The sequence below is a fragment of the Candidatus Atelocyanobacterium thalassa isolate ALOHA genome, assembly GCF_000025125.1.
Lineage (GTDB): Bacteria > Cyanobacteriota > Cyanobacteriia > Cyanobacteriales > Microcystaceae > Atelocyanobacterium > Atelocyanobacterium thalassae.
The window spans coordinates 43,375-56,241 of the sequence record NC_013771.1 but is presented as its reverse complement, the minus strand read 5'-3'; the positions used below and the strand labels follow the sequence as shown (position 1 = coordinate 56,241).

Sequence of the window (12,867 nt, the reverse complement as noted above, 5' to 3'; positions counted from 1 at the left end):
ATAAAAAATGACTTTCAAAGATAAAAAATTAATATTTTTTCTCGGATTAGGAATTTTATTGTTGGGAATCGAGGAAAGTCTATATCATAATATTATCACTTTAAGCATATGGGTTCTACCTGTTATTCTTCTTACGGGGATCGGTTCTCTCGGAAAGAGATTTAAGAAGCAGAAATCAAAAAAGTATTTTGTTACATCTCCACTAACTCTAAAAGACTTAAATCGAGTTATTGCTGATACCAAAGAAACTATAAGTTGTATTATGGAAGAAGATCCTGATCAGAATATATCTGATTTAAAAATGCAGCTTCAAAATCTAGAACAAAAAAAATTTTCATCGTCTTTTTCTGTTGGAATAGTTGGAAAAAAAATACAGGAAAAACTAGTTTAAAAAATTTATTAAATCAAGAGAAATACCTCAATGTATTAGAGAAGGATATATTCACTAATATCGATTTTGATGTAGATATCATAATTGTCTTAGTTAGTGAAGATTTAACATATTCAGAATGGGAAAAAATTCAATTATTGCATCAGAGATACTATCCTTGTTTAATAGCTTTCAATAAACAAGATCAGTATGAAAAAGAAGATAAAAAAGTCATTATAGAAAAAATACGGCAGCAAGTTAAACCTATTATTGATCCAAATAATGTAACTAGTATTAACTCCACTTCAATCAAAATAAAAAATCTTCAATATAACTCTGATGGTTCAAGTGAGAAGTGGATAGAGAAACAACCACCAAATATTATATCTTTAGTAAGTAGGCTTAAAATTTTTGAAACTGATAATAAACAACAGTTACTTCTAGCTAGAAATTGGCGTAAAGCAATAGAAATTAAACAACAAACAAAAACTATATCTAATGTCGTTAAATATAATAAAGCGATGCCAATAATTAAAAAGTATGAGCTTATAGCTGCTACAGTAATTTCTATAAATCCTATCTCTTCTGTAGATTTTTTAGCAACTGCAGCTATAAATACCCAAATGATTATTGATTTAAGTAATATTTATAAACAAGGATTTACCTTTTCTCAGGGGAAAATAGCTGCTATTGCTATTGGAAAAATAATCGTACAGCTAGGTATTGCTGAGTTATCGATTCATACAATCTCTAATTTGTTAAAAAGCAATATGATTACCTATATTTTAGGCAGTTTGAGTCAAGGCGTTAGTGTAGCCTACTTGACTCATATAGTTGGACTGAGTTTGATAGAATACTTTCAAGAACAAAGTGATTCAGATATAAACTCTTCAGAGATAGATGTCACAAAATTTTCGCAAATCATTAATAAGATATTCACCAAAACACAACAAAGGGATCTACTTAACACTTTTGTAAAGCAAACATCTTCTAAAATTTCGGCTACCACATAAGCTGGATATAATTATTTAATTTTTAAGTAAATGATTATATTAATAGTATTAGTAGATATTGTTTGATGAAAGTAAGGCTTAGTAAAAACTACACATTTAGATCAGGGTATAAAGGAAATTTATTACATAAAGTTTTAACTCGATGGAAACAATTTTGCTTAACTGCTTCATCTTCTGGATTAAGTAATCTATCCGCAATAATATTACCTATTTCAATGAATTCTTCTGTCCCTAATCCTCTAGTAGTCATTGCAGGAGAACCTAAGCGAATTCCACTAGTAACAAAAGGCGATTCTGGATCAAAGGGAATTGTATTTTTATTTGCTGTAATATTAATTGTGCTAATTAAATTATCAGCTTCTTTACCACTCATTCTAATAGATCGGGTGTCTATTAGAATGAGGTGATTATCAGTACCATCAGAAACAAGCCTAAAATCTCTTTTTTTTAGTTGCTCTGCTAAACTTTTTGCATTATTGATAACCTTTCCTGAATATATCTTAAAATCTGAGTCTAAAGCTTCTTTGAAGGCAACAGCTTTAGCAGCAATAACATGTTCTAAGGGACCTCCTTGTGTGCCGGGGAATACTGCTTTATCAAATTTTTTCCCCAGATCTATATTATTAGTCATTATTAATCCACCTCTAGGCCCTCTCAAGGTTTTATGAGTAGTAGTTGTGACTACATCACAATAAGGCAAAGGGTTAGAATGATGTCCACTAGCTACTAAACCTGCAATATGAGAAATGTCAGCCATTAAATAGGCTCCAACTTTATCAGCAATTATGCGAAACTTCTCAAAATCAATAGTTCTAGGATAGGCAGAATAGCCACAAATTAATAATTTAGGTTTTTCACTTTGTGCCAGTTTTAAGATTGCATCATAGTTTAATTGTTCATTGTGCATTTCAACTCCATAGTGACAAGTTTGAAACCATTTTCCAGAGAAATTTACAGGAGAGCCATGAGTAAGATGTCCTCCATGACATAAATCCATACCCATAATTTTGTCACCAGGATTAAGAAGACTTAAAAAAACAGCAAAATTAGCTTGGGCTCCAGAATGAGGTTGTACATTTACATGAGAAGCCCCAAATATTTTTTTTGCACGATCAATTGCAATTTGTTCTACCTTATCAACCCATTCGCATCCACCATAGTATCTTTTGTAAGGTAACCCTTCTGCATATTTATTAGTTAATATAGATCCTTGTGCCTCCAGAACAGCAAGAGAAGTGAAGTTTTCACTAGCGATCAACTCTAAATGTTCACGTTGTCTCTGAAGCTCTCCTCGAATTATTGACATAACAATAGGATCCTTTTCATTTAAAGAATCTAAATTAGCATTATCTAAAATCATTGGGTCCTCGTTTACTTTGCATGAAATTTTTTAAGATAATCATATACATTTTTAAATATTACTTAGTTAAATAACTACGAAATATATTTAGAGAGTTATGGCTTTGTGTATGAAATTCTTTCTTTAATTATTTGTGGATGGCCTTGCTGGACCACTTTACCTTTTTCAAGTAGAAATGCTCCATCGCAATAGTCTAATTCTTCTAGTCTGTGCGTAACCCAAAGTGCTGTTATTTTACGGGTTTTAACTAAGTTTTTTACCCTTTTGACTAATTCTAGCTGAGCTTCATAATCAAGTAATGCGGTAGGCTCGTCTAATAGTAAGACTGAACATTGACGTGCGATTTCTCCAGCGATCGCAATTCTTTGTTTTTGACCTCCACTAAGAGCATAAATAGGCTTTTTTTCTAATTCTAATAGATTAACAGCCATTAATGCTTCACTAATACGAGATTTTGTTTCTGAAAGGGATAGATTCTCTGCAACTAAACCAAAAGCTATATCAGCACCAACTGTGGGCATGATTAATTGACGATCAGGATTTTGAAACACCAATCCTACCGGTGAACCCATTTTTATAGATCCACTTTTTGGCTCAAGTAAATTGGTTAAAAGTTTTAGCAATGTAGACTTACCACTACCATTAGCTCCCAACAACATCCAGAATTCTCCTTCAGGCACGGCCAAAGAACAAGATTCCAAAATAGAATTATTTTCACACCAATCAAAACTTACATTATCAACATTAATAGCAAATTTTGTCATATTTTCTTATGATTCATAGTGAACAGTCATACCTAAATAAATAGAGTTAATTTAAATTAAATTAACTCTATTTACTTATATTGTGTATCAAATTTTATTTATCCATAGTGTCTAAATTAAAAAGAAAAGGGACATTGCTATTATTTCCTTTTCCCATTACTAAAACTTTTGGCATTTGTGCACCTCCAGATTTCCAAGCTTCAATAGCTTCTTTCTGAAGAACTAAATCTCCACCTTGTGCTTTTAAAGTTTCTGCTAGTAGGCGCTGGGCTTCAGATCTACCTTTTGCACGATTGATATCGGCTTGTGCTTCTTGTTCTGCTTCTTGTGCAACATAAACAGCTCTTTGAGCTTTTTGCTCTGCAATTTGCTTTTCTTCAACTGCCTTAGAGAATTCAGGAGAAAAGTTAAGATCAATAACGCTAGTATCTAAAACTATAATCCCATACTTTTCTAATCTTGAAGTAAGAGCGTTGTCAAAATCTTTTTTAAGTTCAGATCTTTGGGTGATTGCCTCTTCAACAGTACGTCTAGCTGCTGCTATTTTAAAAGATTCTTGAGTCTGTGGAGCAACTATCTTAGAAACAATATTTTGTAAAGTTCCTTGAGTTCTTCTAATATTAACAACTTGTATCGGATCAAGACTAAAATTAATTGCAAAGCTAGCACTCAGATTTTGTAAATCTTTAGTAGCACTTTGAGCAGGGACCTCAAATTTTTGAACAGTTACATCATATGTGTCCACCGTAGAAATTAAAGGTGGTTTAAAATGAATTCCTTCTAACAAAACTTGTTCTTGAGCCTTACCAAGTATATTTAAAACTCCTGCTTGTCCAGGATAAATAACTATAAAAGAATTAAAACTTACTAACACAATAAAAGCAGTAACAACACCACCTATTATTGATGCAAGACCAGGGGCAGATTGACGATTCACAAGTGTTTCTCCTTAAACCATAGTTTGCTTAATCTTAACGACTTATCATAAAATTTACATATAGTAATAACCGAAGCAAATACTAAAAATTTAAAAGAAATAATTACATACTTTAGAAAGTAGTACTCAATTATTAGTTGATGGACGATCAATTAACGTGGGAAAGATTTGTTTAAAAATGGATTGACGTTTTGCAGGTGACTCTGGACCCATATTCCATAAACTTTCATAAAAGAAGAATGAAACACCAGATAAATTTGCTTTTCTAGTATTTTGTACTTGCTCTACAATACGTTTCGTGGGAATTGGACGATTCTTTAAGCCAGACAATATACCTATACCAAAAGGAATGTGAGATCTAGCTCTTCTTACTTCAGGGCGGTTTATCTCTCTTCTAAAATCAATAATATTTTCTCTATATACCTGTAAAACAAGTTCTTCTATCAATCCTTTCTCTTCCCAGCTTTGCCAGTCTAGTAAAAAGCAATTAGCTGAAAAAGGTTGAGGATTAGGAGAAACAGAAATAATAATATTAGGATTGATTTTTTTTATTGTAATAAAAATTTTTTCTATATATTGAGTAATTTTTTCCCTTCTCCATTGTGTCCATTCTATCCAGGCAGGATCATTTGACATGCAGTTATTACTTCCCATTTTCAAATAACTGGGTGTCCGAGGAGGAGCTTTTCCATTATGCTCTTTTTTATACAATTTTAAAGTAAAGTCATCATATCCAAAATCGAAAGGAATACCAAAATGATCATCAAGTTGTATTCCATCAATATTGTAATTAGTTACAATTTCGGCTAATAGACTAGTGATAAAATCCTGAACTTCCGGGTGAAGAGGATTTAACCAAACTCTTTTATGAGTTTTTCCTTCTAACCAAATAGTGCTTTTATCTTGTCTCTGCGTTAACCAATTTTTATTGCGCTGGGCTAATGCAGAATCTGCAGGAGCCATAAATCCGAATTCGAACCAAGGTATAACAGCAAGACCTTTTTTATGTCCTTGTTCTACTATTTCTCTAAGTACATCTCTTTCTTGAAGTTTTTCTTCGGGATCTAAACTCTCTCCGATTTTAGACTGAGCAATATCAGAAGGATATAAAGTATAACCCCAATTCCAAACAGCAGGATAAAGAGTATTAAAGTTAAGCTCGGAGAGGGTATTTATACTTTCAGTTAACACTTTTGAATCGAACAATACTTCACTATCTATATTAGTCAACCAAACACCTCTTATTTCTGCTGGTTTGTTATGAGAATATACAGGTAAAAGTGAAGAAAAAATAAATTGAGTGCATAAACTTCCTAAGAAAATAACTAAAAAGATTATTATTTTTTGTTTCTGTCGACGATTAAAAACAATTAATGTATCAATAGCAAGATTAATTTTTTTTCTCATAACTAGTTACTAAATAGCAAGTTTTATAGAAGAAAAACTGTTTTTCCACAAAACTTATTTAAAAATATTTTTTATTCTTTAGATAAAAAAAATTTTAAATAAGATATAAAACATTCACGATATCTCAAGGTGTGCTATTTAAGTAAATAAATTAACTTTTAATTCATATTTATTTTTGAAATTTTAAGTTGTATCTTAATTTTAAATAGTTCACATAAAATTGTGATACATAGGCTAAGTTAATAGTTTTCAAGCAAAAAAATCGTTTATTTAAAAGGGAACTAATTAAAATATCTTGAAACAAAGTATTATTGTGAATTTTTATTATTTAATTTATTTATGAGTTAGAATTAGCGATATTATATGCCCAGTAGTAATACTTTTGAAAAGATTAGAATAATGAAAGATTTCTTAAGAAATATATCATGTTATCCTCGTTTTTTTATTGGTTTTTTATTAAATATATTTTTATCTTTTTTTAGTTGGACTAAACTGTTACCCAAAAATTATTTAACTAAAATTCTAATATTTGGAATTATATTGAGTGTTTTTTCTTTTTTCTATTTCACTTTATTAGGAATGTTGGGGATTCCCTTGACATAAAAATATTCCAGAAATATTGATAGTCCAGAACTTACTTCGTACATCTAAATTTTATAATTTTAGACTACACTTTTATTACTGTACCTCAATGAGTCAAGCTTATAAAACAACAGGAATTGTTCTAAAAAGTATGCCTTTGGGAGAAGCTGATCGTTTAATAATAATTCTTTCGCCAGAAAAAGGCTTAATTCGTGCCATAGCGCCAAGTTCTAGAAAAAATAAATCACCGCTTAGTGGAAGAAGTGAATTGTTTATGGTTAACCAGTTCCTCATAATTAAAGGACATTCTCTAGACAAAATAGCTCAGGCAGAAACCTTACAATTTTATCCTGGTTTGAGGAAAGAGTTAGTTAAACTTGCAGCGGCACAATACCTAAGTGAGTTAATATTAAAATTATCTATTGACGAGCAACCTCAAGAAGAACTTTATGAACTCCTTAATGAACATCTGCGACGATTAGAAAAAATGTCTCTTGCAGAAAATTTATATGGATATTTGGCTCAAGCCATATTTCATTTTTTAATAGTTACAGGAATTGGTCCACAGATTTATCAATGTTGTCTCACACAAGAGAAATTAACTCCAAATTTTAAAAATCCTGATTGGCAAGTAGGTTTCAGCCATGAAATGGGAGGGTTGATTAATTTAAATTCTCTAGCCTATACAAATAAAGCATTGACAGTCTTCTCCGTACCATTAATTAACTACAAATTACAGGCTACAGATTTAGTTTTATTACAAAACCTAAATCAATCTTATTTACCGCATGCGGGAAAACTCTTACCATCAAATGTTCTTAGTCAAGACTTTATTGTTCCTTGGCAAAAAATTGAACATCTTTTAAGAGATTATACTCAATATCAATTAGGATGTTCTTTTCAGTCAGTAGTTTTAATAGATAGTTTACCTAATTTAGAATTTTAAATTTAATTTTTAACTATCGATTTAATAATCAAGATAAAGTGTAAACCGATACAAATACCCTAATTAATATTGTGACAGAACAAAAAAATTATAAGAATACAGTAAATTTACCTCAGACTGATTTTAATATGCGTGCTAATTCTGTTTCAAAAGAACCAGAATTACAAGAATTTTGGATAAAGAATAAAGTTTATAAAAAACTATCTGAAGAAAATCCAGAAGAGTTATTTATCCTTCATGATGGACCTCCTTATGCTAATGGTTCTCTTCATATGGGACATGCATTAAATAAAATTTTAAAAGACTTTATCAACAAATATAAATTATTGCAAGGACATAAGATAAGCTATATTCCTGGCTGGGATTGCCATGGGCTTCCAATTGAATTAAAAGTCTTACAAAGTATTAGTTCAAAAGAAAGACAAAATTTAAATCCCCTTCAATTAAGATATAAAGCTCGTGATTTTGCACTTAAAACCCAACAAGAACAAGCTAAAAGTTTTCAAAGATTAGGAGTGTGGGGAGATTGGCACAATCCTTACTTAACAATGCTTCCTGAATATGAAGCTGCACAGATTGGTGTGTTTTGGAATATGTTTAACAAAGGATATATTTATCGAGGCCTTAAACCTGTTCATTGGAGTCCAAGCTCACAAACTGCTTTAGCAGAAGCAGAGTTAGAATATCCAGAGGGACATGTTTCCCGTAGTATTTATACTGCTTTTTCTGTTACTAATGCATCACAAGAAATAACAGGTATTTTAAAAGACTTTTTATCAGATTTAGGAGTTGTAATTTGGACTACAACTCCTTGGACAATTCCTGCCAATTTAGCAGTAGCAGTAAATCCAGTTATTAAATATTCAGTAGTTGAGCAAACTACCGGGGTTTGTAAACATAAATATCTAATCGTAGCTGAAGATTTAGTTGACAAGCTATCACAAGTATTCGAAACCTCTTTGAAAATACGAGCAACTTTTTCAGGAAATTTATTAGAAAATACGATTTATAGACATTCTCTGTTTGATAGAGAATGTAAAATTGTTATTGGTGGTGACTATATTAATACTAGTTCTGGTACTGGGTTAGTTCATACCGCCCCAGGTCACGGACAAGAAGATTACTTAGTAGGGCAAAAGTATGGCTTAGAAATATTGTCTCCTGTTGATAACAAAGGAATTCTAACAGAAGAAGCAGGACCATTCGCTGGATTGAACGTTCTAAAAGATGCTAATGAAGTTATTATTAATAGGCTCAAAGAAGAAAAAGTTTTAATTAAAGAAGAACTTTATGAGCATAAATATCCATATGATTGGAGAACCAAAAAACCAACTATTTTTCGTGCAACAGAACAATGGTTTGCTTCAGTAGAAGGTTTTAGAGCACATGCTATAAGTGCTATAAAAAATGTAAATTGGATTCCATCTCAAGGTATTAATCGTATTACTTCAATGGTTAATGATCGTTCAGACTGGTGTATCTCCCGACAAAGAAGTTGGGGCGTTCCTATTCCAGTTTTTTATGACAAAGAAACTAATGAAGCTTTACTGACTGAAGAAACGGTTAAAAATATACAAGAAATATTTGCTAGAAAAGGAGCTAATGCTTGGTGGGAAATGTCTATCGAAAAACTACTTCCAGAAGAATATAAACAAGATCATCATCGTTATCGAAAAGGAACTGATACGATGGATGTTTGGTTTGATTCTGGCTCTTCTTGGGCATCTGTGATTAAACAACAATCTAAATCAAAGTATCCTGTTGATATGTATTTGGAAGGTTCAGATCAACATAGAGGATGGTTTCAATCTAGCCTTTTAACTAGTGTTGCTGTCAACGGAATTGCTCCTTATAAAACAGTATTAACTCATGGTTTTGTTTTAGATCAGCAAGGAAGAAAAATGAGTAAATCATTGGGAAATGTAATTAATCCTGATGTCATAATTAACGGAGGAAATAATAAGAAAAAAGAACCTGCCTATGGAGCTGATGTCTTAAGACTTTGGGTATCATCAGTTGATTACTCTTCAGATGTTCTTGTTGGGGAGACAATTCTTAAACAAATCTCGGACGTTTATCGAAAGATAAGAAATACAGCACGTTTTTTATTAGGTAATTTACATGATTTTGATCCACAAAAAGATACAGTTTCTTATGAAAAGTTACCAGAATTAGATCGGTATATGTTGAATCGTATTGCTGAAGTTTCTAAAGAAGTAACTAAAGCATTTGAAACTTTTCATTTTTCTAATTTTTATCAAGCAATTCAAAATTTTTGTATTGTAGATTTGTCTAATTTTTATCTTGACATAGCTAAAGATAGATTATATATATCTTCTCCTAACTCATTTCGTCGCCGTAGCTGTCAAACAGTTTTATTCTTAGCTATTAAAAACTTATCGACAATGATTGCTCCCGTACTATCTCATATGGCTGAAGATATTTGGCAACACTCATCTTGTAAGCTTTCCTATAATTCTGTCTTTGAAGGAGGATGGGTTGATAAGATACAAGAGTTGGACCAACCAGAATTAAAAACTTTTTGGGTTAACCTAAGATTAATTAGAAATGATATTAATAATGTTTTAGAGTTAGCTCGACAAAATAAAGTTATCGGGTCTTCTTTAGATGCAAAAATAATTCTTCACATCAAAGATGTGAAATTTAAACAACAATTAATGAAATTTGATTCTCAGGATACTTTTTTACAAGGTAATTGCGTTGATGAACTACGTTACTTCTTTTTAGTTTCCCGAGTAGAGTTGATAGAAGATTTAGATCAAATTAAATCTCTTAAATATCAAAGTGAATCAGAGTTATTTTATATTGGTGTGGTTAAGGCAGAAGGTGAGAAATGTGATCGTTGCTGGAATTATTCAACAACAGTTGGTGATTTTATAGATGATCCTACAATTTGTGATAGATGTCACTCTGCAATATCAAAGAAATTTTAAAAAAATTATTTTAAGGAAATAAATTTCCTATGATTATTTACATAATTAGTTTATTAGTGATTACATTGAAATAAAGATTAAAAATCAATTTTAAAAACTAAAAAATATGTTTTAATTAAACATTATTGTTAGTTTTTAAAATATTTAACTTGGTAATCTGATAATAACTGCTGCCTCATTATGTTTCGAGTATTTATACTAAACTGATAATAGATGAGAAATAGAAAACCTAAATCAATTTCTAAAAATATTTTCACATATTTATTACTTATAGTAATTGCTATATCAACTCTTTTCCCTTTGATTTGGCTTTTTGGAACTGCTTTCAAGCCTTCAACTGAAGATGTATCAGGAACTTTAACATCTTGGCTACCTAGTCAACCTACCTGGCAGAATTTTATAACTGTCTGGCAAAATTATCCTTTCGAAAAATACTTATTTAATAGTTTTTGGATAGCTTTTATAACTGTATGTTTAAATCTCATTCTATGTTCTCTTGCAGCCTATCCATTAGCTAGAATAGATTTTCTAGGCAGAGATACAATATGGGCGTTCATAGTTTCTACTATCATGATACCATCCCAGATCATTATGATACCTTTGTTTATCCTGGCAGTTAATTTAAATCTCCGCAATACTTATTTAGGCGCTATTATTCCTAACTTAGTATCAACTTTTGGTATTTTTTTTCTACGACAAGCATTTAAAGAAATTCCTAAAGAACTAGAGGAAGCAGCCAAAATAGACGGTTGCTCAGAATTTGATATATGGTGGAATGTTATGATTCCTGCTGTTCGACCAGCTTTGATAACTTTAGCATTCTTTATTTTTATTGGATCCTGGAGTGATTTCTTATGGCCTTTAATTGTCTTAGATGATCCATCTTATTACACCTTACCGTTAGGAATTGCTAAATTAGCTAATTCTTTAGATCTAGATTGGCGTCTGATTTCTGCTGGATCGATTATCTCTATAATTCCAGTTGTTTTCTTATTTATACTTGTACAACAGTATATTATCCCTACTGATTCAGGAAGTGGAGTTAAAGGATAAAACTTTGATAAGATATAACCATATAATTTTATACTTTAGAAACCATGCCTAGAACTCAGCGCAATGACAATTTCATAGATAAAAGTTTTACTGTAATGGCAGATATTATATTTAAAATTTTGCCTGCTAATAAAAAAGCAAAAGAAGCTTTTGCTTACTATAGAGATGGCATGTCAGCTCAAGCAGATGGAGAATACGCTGAGGCTCTAGATAATTATAACGAAGCACTCAAGTTAGAAGAAGACGATAATGATCGTAGTTATATTCTTTACAATATTGGTATTATCTATGCTAGCAACGGAGAACATGCCAAAGCTTTAGACTATTATAAACAAGCTATTAATTTAAATCCTCAAATGCCATCAGCTTTAAATAATATTGCAGTAATTTATCACTATCAAGGAGAAAGAGCTAAAACTGAGGGTAGTGAAAGTAATGCTGAAACTCTTTTTGATCAAGCTGCTGAATATTGGAAGCAAGCAATACGCATTGCTCCAAATAATTATATAGAAGCTCAAAATTGGCTAAAGATTACAGGACGCTCTGAAATGGATGTTTTTTTCTAGAGCAGAAAGTTATAAATTTTTTACTACCAACTTAAATAAGAAAATTACAATTAGTTTATGTTAAATAATCAGCAAATTCGCAAAATTGCTCATTTGGCTCGTTTAAACATTGATCCTAAAGAAGAAGAAAAATTTGCGAGTCAATTAGGAGATGTGATAAAACATTTTGAAATGTTAAATGAGTTAGACACTGAAAAAGTGATCCCGACTATACATGCTATTGAATTAAAAAATATTACTCGTGATGATGTATCACAAACTTGTATGAATAGAGATCTTCTTCTAGAAGAGGCTCCAAGTAGAGAAGGAGAATTTTTTAAAGTTCCAAAAATTCTTAACAATAATGAATAGTCGTTAAAAAATAATTTTTTGTGTTATGCTAGAAATCGGCTCGGACCTATGCGATTGCAACGCCCAAATCTTGTCAGGACTGGAAAGTAGCAGCAATAAGGGATGCTTGCAATAGGCGTAGACTCCGGGTCTTTTAATTAGTAGTTTTTATAGATATAGTTTCAGGCACAATTATAAGTATTGGTTTCAGTATAGGATATCAATCTTTTTTGGATAAATTTTTACCTTGTGAATACATAATAAAAAAACTAATATAAGACTGATTGTAAGTAATGTTTTTATAGATATTATTCTAAATAATTAGTACTAATTATTAAAGTATCAAGTGAATTTTTTAAAAAATATTAATTTATTTTCATTGAAATTATTGTTTGAAAACATTTTATGTCTACAATCTATTAGTAACATGATATTTTCATAAAAATTTTTAATTAAAGGATTGTAATAAGATTAGTACTATAAATTTTATAGAAAATAATATTTTTTACGATTCAATTAATAGGAAATACTTTATGAATGTAAGACAATCATGATTGTTTAGTAAGTATATTTAGCGATCTTATG

The 12,867-nt window shown here is 30.8% G+C and carries 12 protein-coding genes and 1 other RNA gene; 9 read left to right on the top strand and 4 right to left on the bottom strand.

What is annotated here, in order from left to right; translation table 11 throughout:
* The first annotated feature begins 7 nt into the window (after positions 1 to 7).
* A complete protein-coding gene (locus UCYN_RS06165; protein WP_012953471.1) occupies positions 8 to 391 on the top strand; it encodes a hypothetical protein in 384 nt (127 codons plus the stop codon).
* A gap of 137 nt (positions 392 to 528) precedes the next feature.
* Positions 529 to 1,383, top strand: a complete 855-nt coding sequence (locus UCYN_RS06075) for a YcjF family protein (protein WP_012953470.1) — start codon at positions 529 to 531, stop codon at positions 1,381 to 1,383.
* A gap of 88 nt (positions 1,384 to 1,471) precedes the next feature.
* Here UCYN_RS06075 and glyA read toward each other — a convergent pair whose 3' ends face one another.
* From glyA to UCYN_RS00195, 4 genes are all read right to left on the bottom strand, one after another.
* On the bottom strand, positions 1,472 to 2,689 hold the full coding sequence (gene glyA / locus UCYN_RS00210; protein ID WP_236608138.1) for a serine hydroxymethyltransferase: 1,218 nt from the start codon (positions 2,687 to 2,689) through the stop codon (positions 1,472 to 1,474).
* A 149-nt stretch (positions 2,690 to 2,838) separates the two neighbouring features.
* Positions 2,839 to 3,507 (bottom strand): ABC transporter ATP-binding protein, encoded by a 669-nt coding sequence (locus UCYN_RS00205; RefSeq protein ID WP_012953468.1) that lies wholly within the window; start codon positions 3,505 to 3,507, stop codon positions 2,839 to 2,841.
* Between the two features lie 94 nt (positions 3,508 to 3,601).
* Positions 3,602 to 4,444 carry a prohibitin family protein gene (locus UCYN_RS00200; RefSeq protein WP_012953467.1) on the bottom strand — a complete coding sequence of 281 codons (843 nt, stop codon included), beginning with the start codon at positions 4,442 to 4,444 and terminating at the stop codon, positions 3,602 to 3,604.
* A 126-nt stretch (positions 4,445 to 4,570) separates the two neighbouring features.
* Entirely contained in the window at positions 4,571 to 5,851 is a 1,281-nt protein-coding gene (locus UCYN_RS00195) for a glycoside hydrolase family 10-like protein (protein WP_012953466.1), read from the bottom strand.
* A gap of 363 nt (positions 5,852 to 6,214) precedes the next feature.
* On the opposite strand from UCYN_RS00195, the gene UCYN_RS00190 reads away from it, so the two are divergent.
* The 7 genes from UCYN_RS00190 to ffs all read left to right on the top strand — a co-directional run bounded on the left by UCYN_RS00190 (position 6,215) and on the right by ffs (position 12,437).
* Complete coding sequence (locus tag UCYN_RS00190) at positions 6,215 to 6,454, top strand: DUF751 family protein (RefSeq protein WP_012953465.1); 240 nt, start codon at positions 6,215 to 6,217, stop codon at positions 6,452 to 6,454.
* A gap of 88 nt (positions 6,455 to 6,542) precedes the next feature.
* A complete protein-coding gene (recO, locus tag UCYN_RS00185; protein WP_012953464.1) occupies positions 6,543 to 7,379 on the top strand; it encodes a DNA repair protein RecO in 837 nt (278 codons plus the stop codon).
* A gap of 71 nt (positions 7,380 to 7,450) precedes the next feature.
* Positions 7,451 to 10,333, top strand: coding sequence for an isoleucine--tRNA ligase (ileS, locus tag UCYN_RS00180; RefSeq protein ID WP_012953463.1), 2,883 nt, complete (start codon positions 7,451 to 7,453; stop codon positions 10,331 to 10,333).
* Between the two features lie 213 nt (positions 10,334 to 10,546).
* A complete protein-coding gene (locus UCYN_RS00175; RefSeq protein ID WP_012953462.1) occupies positions 10,547 to 11,386 on the top strand; it encodes a carbohydrate ABC transporter permease in 840 nt (279 codons plus the stop codon).
* Between the two features lie 44 nt (positions 11,387 to 11,430).
* The gene (locus tag UCYN_RS00170) at positions 11,431 to 11,952 is read left to right on the top strand and encodes a photosystem I assembly protein Ycf3 (protein ID WP_012953461.1); all 522 of its coding nucleotides are present in this window, start codon (positions 11,431 to 11,433) and stop codon (positions 11,950 to 11,952) included.
* A 57-nt stretch (positions 11,953 to 12,009) separates the two neighbouring features.
* A complete protein-coding gene (gene gatC, locus UCYN_RS00165) occupies positions 12,010 to 12,303 on the top strand; it encodes an Asp-tRNA(Asn)/Glu-tRNA(Gln) amidotransferase subunit GatC (protein WP_012953460.1) in 294 nt (97 codons plus the stop codon).
* 37 nt (positions 12,304 to 12,340) lie between these two features.
* Positions 12,341 to 12,437, top strand: an RNA gene (ffs, locus tag UCYN_RS06070) — signal recognition particle sRNA small type.
* Positions 12,438 to 12,867 lie beyond the last annotated feature (430 nt).

Bases quoted from the DNA above. Each gene is read 5' to 3' on its own strand.
- UCYN_RS06165 (WP_012953471.1), top strand. From the start codon at position 8: ATGACTTTCAAAGATAAAAAATTAATATTTTTTCTCGGATTAGGAATT.
- glyA (WP_236608138.1), bottom strand. From the start codon at position 2,689: ATGTCAATAATTCGAGGAGAGCTTCAGAGACAACGTGAACATTTAGAG.
- UCYN_RS00205 (WP_012953468.1), bottom strand. From the start codon at position 3,507: ATGACAAAATTTGCTATTAATGTTGATAATGTAAGTTTTGATTGGTGT.
- UCYN_RS00195 (WP_012953466.1), bottom strand. From the start codon at position 5,851: ATGAGAAAAAAAATTAATCTTGCTATTGATACATTAATTGTTTTTAAT.
- UCYN_RS00190 (WP_012953465.1), top strand. From the start codon at position 6,215: ATGCCCAGTAGTAATACTTTTGAAAAGATTAGAATAATGAAAGATTTC.
- recO (WP_012953464.1), top strand. From the start codon at position 6,543: ATGAGTCAAGCTTATAAAACAACAGGAATTGTTCTAAAAAGTATGCCT.
- UCYN_RS00175 (WP_012953462.1), top strand. From the start codon at position 10,547: ATGAGAAATAGAAAACCTAAATCAATTTCTAAAAATATTTTCACATAT.
- UCYN_RS00170 (WP_012953461.1), top strand. From the start codon at position 11,431: ATGCCTAGAACTCAGCGCAATGACAATTTCATAGATAAAAGTTTTACT.
- gatC (WP_012953460.1), top strand. From the start codon at position 12,010: ATGTTAAATAATCAGCAAATTCGCAAAATTGCTCATTTGGCTCGTTTA.